The organism is Rhizobium sp. BR 362 (assembly GCF_036528765.1).
Taxonomy (GTDB): Bacteria; Pseudomonadota; Alphaproteobacteria; order Rhizobiales; family Rhizobiaceae; genus Rhizobium.
Genome location: NZ_JARWGH010000005.1, coordinates 153,924 through 169,635 on the forward strand (window position 1 = coordinate 153,924; position 15,712 = coordinate 169,635).

The following is a 15,712-nucleotide window of genomic DNA, read 5'->3' on the forward strand; positions in this document are numbered from 1 at the left end:
CAACCGGTTCCCTCGCGAAATTTAGGAGCGGCCGACGGGCGATCAAGCCTTGGTCTGGCTTCGGAGTTGCTACCCTGCGCCGGTAATGTGGAATGCGTGCGACAGGCTGGCGAGTTGGTTTCGTTTGGGCCTGTCAGGAAAGTTCGATTTTGCCGCGATCTTGTGCCAGGCACAAAGATGCGGCATCAACGCAGATTGTCTCAACGCGACAATTCCTTTGTCGCCTTCTCCAAACCGCCGAGCGTCAGAGGATACATCCTTCCGCCAAGCAGGCGGCGGATGATCGAGATCGAGGTGGTATGGCTCCAATAGTCTTCGGGCACGGGATTGAGCCAGACGCATTTGCGGAAATGGCCGGTGATACGGCTGAGCCAGATCTCGCCGGGCTCCTTGTTCCAATGTTCCACCGAGCCGCCGGGATGGGTGACCTCATAGGGGCTCATCGAGGCATCGCCGACGAAAACGACGCGATAGTCGGGGCCGAAGGTGCGGATCAGATCGGTCGTCGCAATGACATCGGCGCGCCGGCGGCGATTGTCCTTCCAGACGCCTTCGTAGAGGCAGTTATGAAAATAGAAATATTCCATGTGCCGGAATTCGGCGCGGGCTGCGGAGAATAGTTCCTCGACCACGCGGATATGATCGTCCATCGAGCCGCCGACATCGAAGAACATCAGCAGTTTGACGGCATTGCGCCGCTCCGGCCGGGTCTGGACGTCGAGATAGCCGTGCTCGGCGGTGGAGCGGATCGTGCCGGATAGGTCGAGCTCTTCGGCCGCCCCTTCGCGCACCCAGCGGCGGAGCCGTTTCAGAGCGACCTTGATGTTACGGGTGCCGAGCTCGACGCTGTCATCGAGATTTTGAAATTCGCGGCGATCCCAGACTTTTGCAGCCTTGCGGTGACGGGAGGCTTTCTGGCCGATTCGCACGCCTTCCGGATTGTAGCCATAGGCGCCGAACGGCGAAGTGCCGGCCGTACCGATCCATTTCGAGCCGCCCTGGTGCCGGCCCTTCTGCTCTGCAAGGCGCTGACGCAGCGTCTCCATCAGCTTTTCGAAGCCGCCGAGCGCCTCGACCAGCTTCTTTTCCTCGTCCGTCAGATGTCTTTCGGCGAGCTTGCGCAGCCATTCATCGGGGATGACGGCCAGCTCGGCCGGCTCGGCGTCACCGCCGAGGGTCTCGACGCCGCGAAAATAATCGGCAAAGACCTGGTCGAAACGGTCGATGAAACGCTCATCTTTGATCAGCGCCGTGCGCGCCAGATAATAGAAGGCCTCGACATCGTAGTCGGCGATCCCTTCTTCCATCCCTTCCAGAAGCGACAGGAATTCCCGGAGCGTCACCGGAACCTTCGCTTCCTTCAGCTTCAGGAAGAAGGGAATGAACAAGCTCAGAACCTCTCTTGGCCGATCTCCTCGAGATCATAGGGCGTCGTCTGGTAGATCTCATTGATCCAGTTGCCGAAGAACAGATGCGCATGGCTGCGCCAACGGTTCTGTGGCGCAATGTCCGGGTCGTTATGCGGGAAATAGTTATGCGGCATCTTGATCGGCACGCCCGCATTCACGTCCCGAAAATATTCGTCGGCCAGCGAGGTGGAATCATACTCCACGTGATTGAACATGTAGAGCCGGTTGCAGGCCTGCTCGTGGACGAGGCAAACGCCCATCTCGCTCGAATCCATCAGTATCTGCAGTCCCGGCACCTTTTCGATATCGGCGCGGCGCACTTCCGTCCAGCGCGAGACCGGAATGGCGAAATCATCCGAGAAGCCGTTGAGATAGACCGAGGACGGCTTCAGGTTCTGGTGGCGATAAACGCCAAAGGCTTTTTCCTTCAGCGTATATTTCGGCACCTTATGGAAATGATAGGCAGCCGCCATAGCGCCCCAGCAGACATTCATAGTCGAATGAACGTTGGTTGCCGTCCAGTCGAAGATCTGCTGCATCTCGTTCCAGTAGGTGACCTCCTCATAGTCCAGCAGCTCGATCGGCGCGCCGGTGATGATGAAGCCGTCGTACTTGCGGTGCTTCACCTCCTCCCAGGTCTCGTAGAAGGCGAGCAGATGCTCTTCCGAAGTATTCTTTGCCTTGTGGCCGCCGACGCGGATCAGCGAGAATTCCACCTGCAGCGGCGAGGCGCCGACGAGGCGCGCCATCTGTACCTCGGTCTTGATCTTGTTCGGCATGAGATTGAGAAGCCCGATCTGAAGGGGGCGGATATCCTGCCGGATCGCCACCGTTTCGGTCATCACCCGCACGCCCTCGCTCTGGAGGGCTTCAAACGCGGGCAGCGTATCGGGAATCTTGATGGGCATCGTTATCACTCGACCAAAAACAAAAAACCGGCCGCGATAAGAATCGCTACCGGTCCGCACGCGGCCCTTTAGCGACTTTTTTAACGTGGCTGCAAGCCGGCCGGCCAAATCACCACGGGAGAAATTCAATAGACCTGACATCTCGGCCGGTCAATGGGCAAGCGTCGAAGGAAGGCTGGCGGCCGCGCCCTGATGTCGGATGCGGCCTACAGATGTTCAAGCAGGGCTTCCATGCCATAGCCGAGCCGCTGCTTGGCGGCCTCGATCGGCAGCCAGAAGAAGCGAAAGGCAATCGGGCTGCTACCGTCGAAAGGCGTCATTTCGTAGTGGAGCCAAGTGGCGGGCGCTGTCTGGGAGATACGGCAGCGGAAATAGTGCCGCTGGTGATGATGCTCGCGGCCGTTCTTTTCGAAGCGGTAGTCGTGGAGGCCGAGCGGATGGAGTTCGTCCGGCGCAAAACCGGTCTCCTCCTCGAATTCGCGCGCCGCCGCCGCTACAATATCCTCACCGGATTCGACAGTGCCGCCGGGAACCTGGAGCTGGACAGCGGGAAAATCTGGCTCATCGAATACCAGCAGGTGCCGGTCGCGCACCGCGTAGATCAAGACCTTCACGGCATCCGGCCGCATTATTTCCCCTGCCCGCGCGCGATAAAAGCCAGCCGCTCGAAGAGATGGACGTCCTGCTCGTTCTTCAGCAAGGCTCCGTGCAGCTTTGGCAGTGCGCTCTTCGCATCGGCACGCAGTGGGGCGGGATCGACGTCGTCGGCGACGAGGAGGCGGATCCAATCGAGCGCTTCGGAGGTCGAGGGCTTTTTCTTCAGCCCCGGCACATCGCGGATCTCGAAAAATTGCGTGAGTGCGGCCCGCACCAGCGTCTGCTTGATGCCGGGATAGTGCACCTCGACGATACGCGTCAGCGTTTCGGCATCGGGGAAGCGGATGTAATGGAAGAAGCAGCGGCGCAGGAAAGCATCCGGCAGCTCCTTTTCATTGTTCGAGGTGATGATGACGATCGGCCTGACCGCGGCGCGGATCGTTTCGCCGGTCTCATAGACATGGAACTCCATGCGGTCGAGTTCCTGCAGCAGATCGTTCGGGAATTCGATGTCGGCCTTGTCGATCTCATCAATTAGCAGCACGCATTTCTCTGGTGCCGTAAAAGCCTGCCAGAGCTTGCCTTGGCGGATGTAATTCCTGACGTCATTGACGCGCGCATCGCCCAACTGGCTGTCGCGCAGGCGCGAGACGGCATCGTATTCGTAAAGGCCCTGCTGCGCCTTCGTGGTCGATTTGATATTCCATTCGATGAGGTCGAGGCCGAGGGCAGTGGCGACCTGGCGCGCCAGTTCCGTCTTGCCGGTTCCCGGCTCGCCCTTTACCAAAAGCGGACGTTCCAGCCGAATTGCGGCATTGACGGCGACCATCAAATCCTTGTCGGCAATATAGTCTGCAGTGCCGTGAAATTGCATTGGAAGGCTTTCATCAATCTTTGAGGCGCAAGCTAGTCCTTGGTCTTATTCGGTTCAAGGCATGAAACGGTGTATATACCGAACGTGATCACGCTGATGTATCGCATGGATGGACATGTGAGCAGGTCATGATTAACTGGGAATTAAGTGCGTTGCAGGGACGTGTTGATGGCAGTTGAAACGCAAGCCAAGTCGAACATCGAGGGAGCTGACCGGGTCGGATACGACTTCAGCGTCCTTTATCGGCTGCGCATGATGTTTTCCGCTTTTTGGTATTCGGCGGTACGCATCAAGATCATTTCTCTCACGATTGCCTTGTTCGTGATCATCATTGTGACGGCCTATGTCCAGGTTCTGCTGAACAATTGGAATGCGCCGTTTTATGATTCACTCGCGCGGCGCGATACTGCCGCGTTTTTCCATCAGCTTGGCGTCTTCGGCATCATCGCCGGCCTGCTTCTGGTCCTCAATGTCGTGCAGGCATGGCTTAATCAGATGACTGCGCTTTATATGCGCGAAGGCCTTGCGCGTGACCTCGTCGATCAATGGCTGCAGGCTAAACGCGCGCTTCGTCTCGCCTCTTCCGGCCTGATCGGCGTCAATCCGGACCAGCGGCTGCACGAGGATGCCCGCAATCTTGCCGAAAGCACGACAGGGCTCGCGATCGGCCTGGTGCAGGCGACCATCCTGCTGTTCAGCTTCATCGGCGTGCTCTGGGAACTCTCCAGCGGCATGGTCTTCAATTTCAAGGGCATGAGCTTCTCCATCCCCGGCTATATGGTCTGGGCGGCCATCATCTATGCCGGTTCTGCCTCGTTCCTGAGCCAGTTCGTCGGCCGCCGGCTGGTGCGGCTGAATGCCGATCGTTATTCGAAGGAAGCCGAGCTGCGCTTTGCGCTGATGCACGCCAACGAGCATATGCCGGCGATCACCATTGCCGGCGGCGAGGAGAATGAGCGCCGGCGGATCAATCTCGATATCTCCGCCGTGCTTGCCGTCATCCGTCAGCTCGCCATTGCCAATACCAATCTCACCTGGGTTTCGGCCGGTTATGGCTGGCTGGTGCTGATCATTCCGATCCTGGTGGCTGCGCCCGCCTATTTCTCCGGCGGGCTGACCATCGGCCAGTTGATGGTGGCGGTCGGCGCTTTCAACCAGGTCAATACTGCCTTGCGCTGGTATGTCGCCAATTTTGGCCCGATCGCGGAATGGCGCGCTACGCTGATGCGCGTCACCGATTTTCGCCAGGCGTTGACGGAGATGGATGACGGTAAGGTCATGCCGCATACCATTGCTTTCGATCACGCGGCGCCCGGTAAAATGGTCTGGACGGACATGGAGATTTCGACCAAGACCAGCGAGGATGCCATCGAGAACGGTTTCCGTATCCGCGAAGGCACGGTGACGATCGCCGCCGGCGAGCACATCATGGTCAATGGCGACCATGGCGTGAACCGCAGGCTGCTGTTCCAGTCGCTGGCGCATCAATGGAATTGCGGCGCCGGCAAGATCAGCCTGCCGCCGATGGAAGACATGCTGTTCATGCCGCATACGCCCTATGTACCGGGCGGCACGCTGCGCGAAGCGATCTGCTTTCCCGAGGATCGGGATGCCTATGACGAAGCCGCCGTCGAGGCAGCAATGGATAAAGTCGGCCTTAGCCGCCTGAAGAGCCGGCTCGATACGCAGGCGCGCTGGGACCGGCTGCTGGACAATGACGAGCAAAAGGCGCTCGCCTTCGCGCATTTGCTGCTGGCGCAGCCGAAATGGATCATCCTCGATGAAGTGATGGAAGGCCTGGAACCGGATATTCAGGCCAAGTTCTCGGCACTGCTGACGGAGTTCACCGACGCCGCCGTCATTTATATCGGCCGCTCCGAAGCCTATCTTCAGGCAATGTCGCCACGCGTCCTACATCTTCAGGCGCTGGTGCCGCACGAGGAAGTCGTTGCCGAAGTCGTGCCCCCGGCGGCCGTGATACGGGATGCGAGCCCCAAGAGAGCGAATTCGCCGTCGCGGTAGTAACCTCTGTCAGGAATGTCCCGCAGATTTCTTGGGGCGGCCGCCCTTGGCGCCGTTTGCACGGCTTGCCGCGATTTTAGCAGGCGAGCGGGATTGGCCTCCACGGCGCTGGGCTTCCATAAATGCTTTTGTGCCGAATATCCCGTTCATCAGACCGGTAATCGTGTAGTCGGCGTCGAGACTTTCCCAGTGCAGTGCTGTCTCCCCTAAAAGCTCCACTTCGGCCAACTGCGCAGCGGTCGCCTCTTCCAAACCCTCTAAGGAGCGGGCCGGGAACATAAAGGACGCCCCGTTTGTAAATTCAACGACGATGCGTTCCGAAAGACCATCGAAACGCACGGAAAGTGGAATAGGCCTTTCGACTCGTTCTGCCTCCCAACGCTGCTTTGCTCGGGCCAATTCCGCGTCAGTGACCTCAACCATGATACTTTCTCCAGGTATCGAGGAATAATTGCTGGTTTGCTTCTATTGTAGCGACCGCCCGGCGGACGTCTCTATCGGACATTCCGCCTTGAGTGATTACGGTTAGGGTGACAATATCGATCCGAGCTTCCCCTTCGCCGACAACATGAGCATGAGGAGGTTCGTGATCAGCCGTGTAAATGACGAACCGCATTCCATGCTGACGAAGCACTGTGACCATCAGAGAAAATAACCTAACAACTTGGGTATTTCAAGCGTTCAGCAAGCGCATCTGCCGAATTGTAATTCCGCCAAGACTCCAAACAAAAACGCCCCATCCATAAGGACAGGGCGTTTCCCATGAAACGATAGACCGTTCTCTCAGTCCTTGGCGCGCTCGACGTAGGAATTGTCTTCCGTGGCGATGACGACGCGGGTGCCGGCGTTGATGTGCGGCGGCACCATGGTGCGCACGCCGTTCGACAGCATGGCAGGCTTGTAGGAGGACGATGCCGTCTGGCCCTTCACGACCGGTTCCGTTTCGGTGATTTCCAGCGTGACATGGCGCGGCAGTTCGATGGCGAGCGGAACGCCTTCATGGATCGACAGGATGCAGGTCATGCCTTCCTGGAGATAGGCCTTCTGGTCGCCCATGGTTTCGGCGTCGACGACGACCTGATCGTAGGTGGCCGGGTTCATGAAGTGGAAGCCTTCGCCGTCTTCATAGAGATACTGGAAGTTCACATCTTCGACGAAGGCGCGCTCGACCTGCTCGGTGGTGCGCCAGCGCTCGGACACCTTCACGCCATCGACGATGCGGCGCATGTCGACCTGGGTGACCGGCGTGCCCTTGCCCGGATGAAAGTTCTGAGCGGTAAGAACGACGTAGAGTTTGCCGTCGACGTCGAGAACGTTGCCCTTGCGGACTGAAGAGGCGATGACCTTGACCATAAGACTTCCTTGTAACTCGGCCTGTCGCGTCGTAGAGGACTGTCGAAATGCACCTCGCGACGCAGCTATTGTTTGCTTGGGGGCGCAACTACCCTAAATCAGTGGAAATAGCCACCCCCATACCCGGCGATCCCGAGAAGAAAGCGCGCAATGGAGCCAACGAGCAGCAAAGCGTCCCCCTGGTGGACCCGCAGCGTGCATGCGGACCGGCGGCCATTCCTCATCGGCCGCAATGCCATCCAGGCGGCGCTGCGCGAATTCTTCGCCCGCAATGGTTTCATCGAAGTCGACACGCCGACGCTGCAGGTGTCGCCGGGCAACGAGGCACATCTTCATGCCTTCGCCACCGAGGCGCTGACGACGGATGGCCAGAAAGCGCCTTTCTATCTCCACACCTCGCCGGAGTTCGCCTGCAAGAAGCTGCTGGCCGCCGGCGAGGAGCGCATTGCCTGCTTCGCCCATGTCTATCGCAACCGCGAGCGCGGACCGCTGCACCATCCGGAATTCACCATGCTGGAATGGTATCGGGCGGGCGAGACCTATGAGACGCTGATGACCGATTGTGCTGCGCTGCTGGCGCTGGCGGCGGAGACGGTCGGAGCGAAGACACTCAGCTATCGCGGCGCCGAAACTGACCCGTTCCTTACGCCGGAACGCATCAGTGTTGCCGCCGCCTTCGAACGCTATGCCGGCATCGATCTGCTGGGCTCGGTCGGCCTCGACGGATCGACGGATCGCGACTATCTGGCGGCCGAGATGCAGCGTATCGGCATGCGCGTTGCAAAGGACGATCACTGGCCGGATCTTTTCAGCCGCGTGCTGGTCGAAAAGGTCGAGCCCTATCTCGGCTTCGGCCGGGCGACGATCCTCGACGAATATCCGGTCTCGGAAGCTGCCCTTGCCCGACCTTCGGCGCGCGATCACCGGGTGGCCGAACGCTTCGAACTCTATGCCTGCGGTGTCGAGCTCGCCAATGCTTTCGGCGAACTCACCAATCCCGACGAGCAGCGGCGGCGGTTCGGGATCGAGATGGCGGAAAAGATGCGCATCTATGGCGAAAGCTATCCGCTGGACGAGGAATTTCTCGAAGCCCTTGCCGCCATGCCGGAGGCGAGCGGCATAGCGCTCGGCTTCGACCGGCTGGTGATGTTGGCGACCGGTGCCTCGCGGATCGAACAGGTGCTCTGGGCGCCCGTTTCGGAGTTTGGTTCATGAACGTGATGCGCCCGATCAGAAATGTCGACGACCTAGCACAGGCCGGTTTGATCGATGCCGGTGAGGCTCTGTCGCTGGAGGCGGTTGCCGAGCGCTATGCCATTGCTCTGACCTCGACCATGGCAAAGCTGATCGACCGCAGCGACCCTGCCGATCCCATCGCCCGGCAATTCGTGCCTGACATCGCCGAACTCCTCGCCACGCCGGAAGAGCGGATCGATCCGATTGGCGATCACGCCCATAGTCCCGTTGAGGGTATCGTCCATCGCTATCCCGACCGCGTGCTGCTGAAGGCGGTGCATGTCTGCCCGGTCTATTGCCGCTTCTGTTTCCGCCGCGAAATGGTCGGACCGCAGGGCCTCGGCACACTGGACGCGGCGGCGCTCGACGCCGCCTTTGCCTATATCCGCGATCACCGGGAAATCTGGGAGGTCATCTTGACCGGCGGCGATCCGCTGGTGCTGTCGCCGCGCCGGCTGGAGGAGATGCTGAGTGCGCTCGCCGATATCGAGCATGTGAAGATCGTCCGCTTCCATACCCGCGTGCCGGTTGTCGATCCCCTGAAGATCGATGGGGCGCTGATCGCGGCACTGAAAGCGAGCGGCAAGACCATTTATGTGGCGCTGCATGCCAACCACCCGCGCGAGCTGACCGCCGAGGCGCGTGCCGCCTGTGCGCGGCTTGTCGATGCGGGCATCGTGCTCGTCAGCCAGTCCGTGTTGCTGAAGGGCGTCAATGACGATCCGGATGTGCTGGCGGCGCTGATGAAGGCTTTCGTCGAGACGCGGATCAAGCCCTATTACCTGCATCACCCCGATCTTGCCCCCGGCACCAGTCATTTCCGGCTGACGATAGCCGAGGGGCAGAAGATCGTCGCGGCACTGCGCGGCCGCATTTCCGGCCTCTGCCAGCCGACCTACATCCTCGATATCCCGGGCGGCCATGGCAAGGCAGATATCGGCCGAAACGCCGTCCGCGAGATCGGCGAAGGCTGCTATTCCATTTCGGACTATCGCGGTGGCGAGCATATCTATCCGCCGGCGGATTAAGGTCTGCTCCCCGCCCGCTTTTTCTACTTCAGCGTGTCCGAAACCCCGCGTTTGTAAATGAACTTTGCTGGAAAATTTGGCACATTAACCTTGGTGTCAAGTACCGTTTTCCGCACATCAACCCGTCTAGGTTTTAGAAATTACAAATATTATCCTGTAAACGACAGGTTATATGGTTTAGATATCGTAAATTTATTTTAGACAAATATAAAAGATAAGATTTTCTTGCTAAGTATTGCCTGGTTATATTTACCACGTCGCTTAGCGGAATGTTCTAATTTCCCTGTTACTTCTCGGCTCAGGATAAGACGGCGTTGCTGCCGTCGTGTTTACGATTGCCTGGAGGAACTACAAGATGAATGAGACGATTCGCGATTTGCTGGCCAAGTTTGGTGCGCTCCCCGTTACGATGGATCAGATAGCTGACGATGCCGATCTCTATGCGGCCGGACTGTCTTCCTTTGCATCGGTGCAGCTCATGCTCGGCATCGAAGAAGCCTTCGACATCGAATTTCCCGACAATCTGCTGAACCGCAAATCCTTTGCCAGCATCGTTGCCATCGAAAAGACGGTCGGCATGATCCTGGACAGCCGAAAGGTTGCCTGATGAACGTCGCGGTCGCTTTGGTTGAAGCCGGAGCCGGAGACACGGCGGCGGTGCGAGCCGCGCGCGTCGCGGCAATCGCCGGCAAATATGCCGATGCAGTCGACGTCGAGGGCAGGTTCCCGCGCGAGGCCGTGGATGCGATGCGCGCCGAAAGGCTGCTGTCGATGCAGATCCCGGCCGATCTTGGCGGCGAAGGTGCATCGACCATTGAAATAGCCGAGCTCTGCTCGATTCTCGGCCAGGCCTGCGCGGCGAGCGCCATGGTCTTCGCCATGCATCAGATCAAGCTGTCGAGCTTGGTCGAACACGGCGCCGGCAGCGAGTGGCACCGCGAGTTCATGCGCCGCATCGCCAAGGAACAGCTTCTGCTGGCATCGGCGACGACGGAAGGCGGCATCGGTGGCAATCTCCGCAACAGCATCTGCGCCATCAGGGTGGAGGGCGACCGTTGCTTCCTCGAGAAGGACGCAACCGTCATCTCCTACGGTGCCCATGCCGACGCGATCCTGATCACCTCGCGCAGCCATGCCGAGGCGGCCTCTTCCGATCAAGTTCTGACCGTCTTCCTGAAAGATCAATACACGCTGGAGCGCACCGTCGAGTGGAACACGCTCGGCATGCGCGGCACCTGCTCCGACGGCTTCCTCTTCAAGGGCGAAGCGCCGGCCGTGCAGATCCTGCCGAAACCGTTCGCCGAGATTGCCGCGCAATCGATGCTGGCAAGCTCGCATCTGCTCTGGAGCGGCGTCTGGTATGGCATCGCAGCCGATGCGGTGGCCCGCGCCCAGGCTTTCGTGCGCGCTGCGGCCCGCAAGTCGCCCGGCACGCAGCCGCCCGGCGCGCTGCGGCTGGCGGAAGTCTCGAGCCTGCTGCAGATGGTGAAATCGAACGTCGTCGCCGGCCTGAAAGTCTATGAAGAGGCCAAGGCCGATGCCGACCGGCTCTCCTCAATGGCGTTTGCCGTCGCCATGAACAACGTCAAGATCGCGTCGTCGGAGATGATCCTGCCGATCATCAACCACGCGATGCTGATCTGCGGCATCATGGGCTACAAGAACGGCACGCCCTACAGCCTCGGCCGCCATTTGCGCGATGCGCATTCCGCTCAACTGATGATCTCGAACGACCGCATTCTCGGCAACACGTCGACCATGTTGCTCGTCCACAAACAAGATGCCAGCCTACTGGGATAATCGTCATGGATATGCAGACCTCGTTTCTCGACCGCCTTTTTGAATCCGGTCTTTTGATCGATACCGGCGTTGATGGCCTTTACGGCCGCAGCGGCCAGTTCGAAGACGTCATTTCCGCCTTCGAGCGCCTGATCGATAAGTTCGGCGGCGCCGATGGTGCCGAAGCCATCCGCTTTCCGCCCGGTATGAACCGCGCCTTCTTCGAAAAGAGCGGGTACATGAAGAGCTTTCCGCAGCTTGCCGGCACGGTGCACAGCTTCTGCGGCAACGAACTCGATCACATGAGCCTCCTGAAGTGCATGGAAGTTGGCGACGACTGGACCAAGGACCAGCAGGCGACCGACATCGTGCTGACGCCGGCGGCCTGCTATCCGCTCTATCCGACGGTGGCCAAACGCGGCGCATTGCCGGAGAGCGGCGCGCTCTTCGACCTGCAGTCCTATTGCTTCCGCCACGAGCCCTCCAAGGATCCGGCCCGCCAGCAGCTCTTCCGCATGCGCGAATATGTCTGTATGGGCACCGACAAGCATGTGACCGATTTCCGCCAGAGTTGGATGGATCGCGGCATCGAGATGATGAAGGCTGTCGGCCTGGAAGTGACCATCGATGTCGCCAACGACCCGTTCTTCGGCCGCGCCGGCAAGATGCTTGCCAACAACCAGCGCGACCAGAACCTGAAGTTCGAGCTGCTGATTCCGATCACCTCATCGGCCAATCCGACCGCCTGCATGAGCTTCAACTATCATCAGGATGCCTTCGGCGCGAAATGGGGCTTGAACTTCAAGGACGGCAATGTCGCACACACCGCTTGCGTTGGCTTCGGTCTGGAGCGCATCGCGCTGGCACTGTTCCATCATCACGGTCTCGATACCAAGGAATGGCCCGAAAGCGTGTGCAAGGCGTTGTGGGGCTGATCGTCTCCATGGCCTCCGTCTTCGCTGGACTCGATCCCACCGCCTATAAGCCACATGCGCTGCACGACAGCGAGCGCATGTGGCCGGAAACCAATTGCTATATCGATCTCTGGATCGAGGTGCTTTCAAGCCTGAAGCTGCCGCCGGAAGCCATGCTCGGCTTCACGGTGACCCAGGATTTCGAGGGCGACCAATTCACCTTCTTCAAGGTGCCGCTCGAAGATCTGGAGGCGCTCTACGGCATCCGCTGCACCGAACTGGCGATCTACGACAAGGTCCAGCACCACATCGCCGAGCAGATCGGCCGTGGCCGGCTCTGCCTGGTCGAAATGGATTCCTTCTACACGCCGGACACCCAGGGTGTCGGCTATCGCCGCGAGCATGGCAAGACGACCGTTGCCATCAACCGGTTGGACATGGCGGCCCGCGAGCTCGACTATTTCCACAATGGTGGCTTCTTCCGGCTGTCGGGCGAGGATTTCGACGGGCTGTTCCAATTGCACCTGACGGAAGAAGATCTGCCCTTCCTGCCCTATGCCGAATTTGCGAAGTTTCCGGGGAACGCACCGGGCGAGGCTGCGATCCGAGAGACGTCTAGGCAACTTCTGGCCTTCCATTTCCGCCGCCGCCCGGGGGCAAATCCCATCCGTGCCTTCGCAGCGGTTTTCCCGGCGCAGGTGGAAGCGGTGGCCGAGCGGCCCTTCGGCTTTTTCCACAAATATGCCTTCAATACGCTGCGCCAGCTCGGGGCTAATTTCGAGCTCGCCGGCAGTCATCTCGATTGGCTGTCGGCAGATTTTTCCGAGATTGCCGGTGAGGCCCGGCGGATTTCGGAGGTGGCGAAATCGGTGCAGTTCCAGCTAGCCCGCGCCATAACACGCAAGAAATTCGAGCCGCTGCAGACGGCCCTTGATCCGGCCGCTGATGCATGGGATTCGATGATGGGGCTGCTTGAACAAAAGCTGTAGGCGAACATGATCTCCTCCCAAAAGCCGCCTGCACTTTTGGGAAAGATGTTCTGAGCTGAGGAATTGAATGCAAGGGCGTTTGGCTGATTTTGGCGGCGAGACGCTGCTAAGCGAAGGATGGAACCTGGTTCTGACGGATGCGGGCGCCTGCGCCTCGCCTTCGGACGTCCCGCTTTCGGGCGGGTTCATTCCGGCGTCAGTGCCGGACACCGTCGCCGTGGCGCTGGAAAAGGCCGGCCTCTTCAATCGCGAGAATCCCCACCCGCTGAACGACAAGGACGCCTGGTATCTTTGCCGATTGGTCGACGCCGACCCCGGCAATGCCGTTCTGCGGCTCGGAGGGTTGGCAACGCTCTGCGAAGTCTTCCTGAACGGCAGAAAAATTCTCGTCTCCGAAAGCATGTTCGAATCGCACGAACTTGCCGTCCACCTGCTTGGCGGCGATGAGCTGGCGCTCTGCTTCCGCGCACTGGAGCCGCGCCTTGCCGAAGCTGGCCCCAGAGCCCGCTGGCGGCCGCAGATGATCACGCCGCAGAGCCTGCGCCTGGTGCGCACGACCCTTCTCGGCCATATGCCCGGCTGGTGCCCCGAAATCCACGCCGTCGGTCCTTGGCGGCCGATCTCGCTGTTGCGTCCGCATGGCCCAGTTATTCGCGACCTTTCACTGCGGCCGGACCTGCTGGAGGATGGTGAGGGCCGGCTTTATGCCTCGCTCACCGTCGAGGGGCAGGTCGGAGAGATCGTGCTTCGCTGTGGCGATGTCGAACAGGCCTTCCAGAAAGACAATGGCGGCCATTGCACGGCGATCCTGAAAATCCCCGGCGTGGCGCCTTGGTGGCCGCATACGCACGGAACGCCCAATCTTCATGACGTCGCGCTGATGATCGATGGAGTCGAGCATCCTATCGGGCGCACCGGCTTCCGCCGGCTCGCGGTCGATCGCGGTGCGGACGGGCAGGATTTTGCACTTATCATCAATGGCGAGCGCATCTTCTGCCGTGGTGCCGTCTGGACGACGGCGGATATCGCGCGTCTGCCCGGCGGTCGCGAAGACTACGAGCCATGGCTGCGGTTGGCGGCAGAAGCGGGCATGAACATGGTCCGCATCGGCGGCACCATGGCCTATGAAACCCCGGAATTCTTCCGGCTCTGCGACAAACTTGGCCTGCTGGTCTGGCAGGATTTCATGTTCGCCAATTTCGATTATCCGAAGAACGATAAAGCTTTCAATGCCCATGTCGAGGCGGAGGCGGCGCAGCTTCTCTCCGCGACGCGCCTGTCGCCGTCAGTCGCCGTGCTTTGCGGCGGCAGCGAGATGTATCAGCAGGCGGCGATGCTCGGATTGCCGGAGCGGTTTTGGGCAAGCCCGATCGTGGAAGAAATCATTCCGGCCGTCGTAAAGTCGCTGCGGCCCGATGTTCCCTATGTCGTCAATTCCCCCTCGAGCGGCGCCATGCCGTTTTCCCCGAATGAGGGGGTGACGCACTATTACGGCGTCGGCGCCTATATGCGGCCGCTCGCCGATGCGCGCCGTGCCGATGTCCGCTTCGCGGCCGAAAGCCTGGCTTTCGCGCATGTGCCGCAAGCCCGGACCTTGGCACGGCATTTGCCGGTTCCGCCGGTCCATAGCCCACTATGGAAGGAGCGGGTGCCGCGCGATCGCGGTGCATCCTGGGATTTTGAGGATGTGCGCGACCACTATTTGACCGAACTCTATGGTTTTGAACCGAATCGGCTGCGGCGGGAGGACCCCGATCTCTATCTGGCTTTGTCGCGGGCGGTCACCGGCGAAGTCGCGGAAGAAACCTTTACCGAATGGCGGCGGCAGGGCTCGGGCTGCAATGGCGCCCTCGTCTGGACGCTGCAGGATTTGCTGCCCGGCCCCGGCTGGGGCGTGATCGATTCCACCGGCGAGCCGAAGCCCATATGGTATGCGCTCCGCCGCGCCTTTCGGCCGGTGCAGGTACTGCTTACCGACGAAGGCACCAATGGCCTCGATGCGCATGTCATCAACGAGGGTGACGTTGCCCTCAACCTTGATCTCGATGTGATCTGCCTGCGCGACGGCCGGCAGACCGTGGTCAGCGGCAAGCGGGAGTTATCGGTCGAAGCCCGCGCCAAGTGCAAGATCGCCTGCACCGATCTCTTCGGCGCCTTCTTCGACACGACCTATGCCTTCCGGTTCGGACCGCCGTCGCATGATGTGACAGTGGCGCGTCTCACAGCGCGTGAGACGGGGGCGGTGATTGCCGAGGCTTTTTACTTCCCGCTTGGGCGAACCAAGGCGTTTCACGATGCCGAGATCAGGGCGTCGGTCCTTCAGGAGGGCGAGGATTGGTTCCTCGATTTGCGCAGCGACCGACTGGCGCAATCGGTACAGATCGATTTCGAAGCCTATCGGGCGGAGGATGATTGGTTCCATCTTGCACCGGGCATTAGCCGGAGGTTGAGGCTGTATCCGCGCGAGGGCGTTCCGGCCGATATCATTCCATCCGGCCAGATCCGCACTATGGGTGGCCGGCGGATCGTCGAAGTCTGATTGAAGCGCTGCAAACGCGGAACCCTATCTCGCCCTTGGCGGGCGAGATAATTCTGCGGATGCC

15 protein-coding genes and 1 riboswitch are annotated in these 15,712 nt (G+C 60.0%); of the genes, 8 read left to right on the plus strand and 7 right to left on the minus strand.

Annotated features, from left to right (window positions below; all coding sequences use genetic code 11):
- Window positions 1-200: 200 nt before the first annotated feature.
- From QDY28_RS09355 to QDY28_RS09370, 4 genes are all read right to left on the minus strand, one after another.
- The gene (locus tag QDY28_RS09355; protein ID WP_331381415.1) at window positions 201-1,388 is read right to left on the minus strand and encodes a vWA domain-containing protein; all 1,188 of its coding nucleotides are present in this window, start codon (window positions 1,386-1,388) and stop codon (window positions 201-203) included.
- Window positions 1,389-1,390: 2 nt separating this feature from the next.
- A complete protein-coding gene (metA, locus tag QDY28_RS09360; protein WP_331381416.1) occupies window positions 1,391-2,317 on the minus strand; it encodes a homoserine O-acetyltransferase MetA in 927 nt (308 codons plus the stop codon).
- A gap of 48 nt (window positions 2,318-2,365) precedes the next feature.
- A riboswitch (SAM riboswitch) is annotated at window positions 2,366-2,443 on the minus strand.
- An 80-nt stretch (window positions 2,444-2,523) separates the two neighbouring features.
- Window positions 2,524-2,946, minus strand: coding sequence for an NUDIX domain-containing protein (locus tag QDY28_RS09365; protein ID WP_331381417.1), 423 nt, complete (start codon window positions 2,944-2,946; stop codon window positions 2,524-2,526).
- Window positions 2,946-3,788, minus strand: coding sequence for an AAA family ATPase (locus QDY28_RS09370; RefSeq protein WP_331381418.1), 843 nt, complete (start codon window positions 3,786-3,788; stop codon window positions 2,946-2,948). The genes QDY28_RS09365 and QDY28_RS09370 overlap by 1 nt, the downstream gene beginning before the upstream one ends.
- Window positions 3,789-3,956: 168 nt before the next feature.
- Here QDY28_RS09370 and QDY28_RS09375 point away from each other — a divergent pair, with 168 nt between their 5' ends.
- Window positions 3,957-5,810: an ABC transporter ATP-binding protein/permease gene (locus tag QDY28_RS09375; protein WP_331381419.1), complete on the plus strand. Its 1,854-nt coding sequence runs from the start codon at window positions 3,957-3,959 to the stop codon at window positions 5,808-5,810.
- A 9-nt stretch (window positions 5,811-5,819) separates the two neighbouring features.
- On the opposite strand, the gene QDY28_RS09380 is transcribed toward QDY28_RS09375, so the two are convergent.
- From QDY28_RS09380 to efp, 3 genes are all read right to left on the minus strand, one after another.
- Complete coding sequence (locus QDY28_RS09380) at window positions 5,820-6,233, minus strand: DUF2442 domain-containing protein (protein ID WP_331381420.1); 414 nt, start codon at window positions 6,231-6,233, stop codon at window positions 5,820-5,822.
- Window positions 6,226-6,453, minus strand: a complete 228-nt coding sequence (locus QDY28_RS09385; RefSeq protein WP_331381421.1) for a DUF4160 domain-containing protein — start codon at window positions 6,451-6,453, stop codon at window positions 6,226-6,228. The genes QDY28_RS09380 and QDY28_RS09385 overlap by 8 nt, the downstream gene beginning before the upstream one ends.
- Before the next feature lie 140 nt (window positions 6,454-6,593).
- On the minus strand, window positions 6,594-7,163 hold the full coding sequence (gene efp, locus QDY28_RS09390) for an elongation factor P (RefSeq protein ID WP_331381422.1): 570 nt from the start codon (window positions 7,161-7,163) through the stop codon (window positions 6,594-6,596).
- A gap of 150 nt (window positions 7,164-7,313) precedes the next feature.
- Between efp and epmA the strand changes: the two genes are divergently transcribed.
- The 7 genes from epmA (at window position 7,314) to QDY28_RS09425 (ending at window position 15,648) form a co-directional block, all read left to right on the plus strand.
- Window positions 7,314-8,378 (plus strand): EF-P lysine aminoacylase EpmA, encoded by a 1,065-nt coding sequence (gene epmA / locus QDY28_RS09395; protein ID WP_331381423.1) that lies wholly within the window; start codon window positions 7,314-7,316, stop codon window positions 8,376-8,378.
- Window positions 8,375-9,427 carry a lysine-2,3-aminomutase-like protein gene (locus QDY28_RS09400; RefSeq protein ID WP_331381424.1) on the plus strand — a complete coding sequence of 351 codons (1,053 nt, stop codon included), beginning with the start codon at window positions 8,375-8,377 and terminating at the stop codon, window positions 9,425-9,427. The genes epmA and QDY28_RS09400 overlap by 4 nt, the downstream gene beginning before the upstream one ends.
- A gap of 355 nt (window positions 9,428-9,782) precedes the next feature.
- Window positions 9,783-10,034 (plus strand): acyl carrier protein, encoded by a 252-nt coding sequence (locus tag QDY28_RS09405; RefSeq protein ID WP_028751512.1) that lies wholly within the window; start codon window positions 9,783-9,785, stop codon window positions 10,032-10,034.
- Window positions 10,034-11,227 carry an acyl-CoA dehydrogenase family protein gene (locus tag QDY28_RS09410; RefSeq protein ID WP_331381425.1) on the plus strand — a complete coding sequence of 398 codons (1,194 nt, stop codon included), beginning with the start codon at window positions 10,034-10,036 and terminating at the stop codon, window positions 11,225-11,227. The genes QDY28_RS09405 and QDY28_RS09410 overlap by 1 nt, the downstream gene beginning before the upstream one ends.
- A 5-nt stretch (window positions 11,228-11,232) precedes the next feature.
- Window positions 11,233-12,141, plus strand: coding sequence for an amino acid--[acyl-carrier-protein] ligase (locus QDY28_RS09415; protein WP_331381426.1), 909 nt, complete (start codon window positions 11,233-11,235; stop codon window positions 12,139-12,141).
- An 8-nt stretch (window positions 12,142-12,149) separates the two neighbouring features.
- On the plus strand, window positions 12,150-13,109 hold the full coding sequence (locus QDY28_RS09420) for a DUF1839 family protein (RefSeq protein ID WP_331381613.1): 960 nt from the start codon (window positions 12,150-12,152) through the stop codon (window positions 13,107-13,109).
- Between the two features lie 67 nt (window positions 13,110-13,176).
- Complete coding sequence (locus tag QDY28_RS09425; protein ID WP_331381427.1) at window positions 13,177-15,648, plus strand: glycoside hydrolase family 2 protein; 2,472 nt, start codon at window positions 13,177-13,179, stop codon at window positions 15,646-15,648.
- The last annotated feature ends 64 nt before the right edge of the window (window positions 15,649-15,712 follow it).

What these genes read in the sequence shown, in the direction of transcription:
- QDY28_RS09380 (WP_331381420.1), bottom strand. Translation starts at nt 6,233, where the DNA reads ATGGTTGAGGTCACTGACGCGGAATTGGCCCGAGCAAAGCAGCGTTGG.
- QDY28_RS09425 (WP_331381427.1), top strand. Translation starts at nt 13,177, where the DNA reads ATGCAAGGGCGTTTGGCTGATTTTGGCGGCGAGACGCTGCTAAGCGAA.
- QDY28_RS09410 (WP_331381425.1), top strand. Translation starts at nt 10,034, where the DNA reads ATGAACGTCGCGGTCGCTTTGGTTGAAGCCGGAGCCGGAGACACGGCG.
- metA (WP_331381416.1), bottom strand. Translation starts at nt 2,317, where the DNA reads ATGCCCATCAAGATTCCCGATACGCTGCCCGCGTTTGAAGCCCTCCAG.
- QDY28_RS09370 (WP_331381418.1), bottom strand. Translation starts at nt 3,788, where the DNA reads ATGCAATTTCACGGCACTGCAGACTATATTGCCGACAAGGATTTGATG.
- QDY28_RS09365 (WP_331381417.1), bottom strand. Translation starts at nt 2,946, where the DNA reads ATGCGGCCGGATGCCGTGAAGGTCTTGATCTACGCGGTGCGCGACCGG.
- QDY28_RS09400 (WP_331381424.1), top strand. Translation starts at nt 8,375, where the DNA reads ATGAACGTGATGCGCCCGATCAGAAATGTCGACGACCTAGCACAGGCC.
- QDY28_RS09405 (WP_028751512.1), top strand. Translation starts at nt 9,783, where the DNA reads ATGAATGAGACGATTCGCGATTTGCTGGCCAAGTTTGGTGCGCTCCCC.
- efp (WP_331381422.1), bottom strand. Translation starts at nt 7,163, where the DNA reads ATGGTCAAGGTCATCGCCTCTTCAGTCCGCAAGGGCAACGTTCTCGAC.
- epmA (WP_331381423.1), top strand. Translation starts at nt 7,314, where the DNA reads ATGGAGCCAACGAGCAGCAAAGCGTCCCCCTGGTGGACCCGCAGCGTG.
- QDY28_RS09415 (WP_331381426.1), top strand. Translation starts at nt 11,233, where the DNA reads ATGGATATGCAGACCTCGTTTCTCGACCGCCTTTTTGAATCCGGTCTT.
- QDY28_RS09420 (WP_331381613.1), top strand. Translation starts at nt 12,150, where the DNA reads ATGGCCTCCGTCTTCGCTGGACTCGATCCCACCGCCTATAAGCCACAT.
- QDY28_RS09375 (WP_331381419.1), top strand. Translation starts at nt 3,957, where the DNA reads ATGGCAGTTGAAACGCAAGCCAAGTCGAACATCGAGGGAGCTGACCGG.
- QDY28_RS09385 (WP_331381421.1), bottom strand. Translation starts at nt 6,453, where the DNA reads ATGGTCACAGTGCTTCGTCAGCATGGAATGCGGTTCGTCATTTACACG.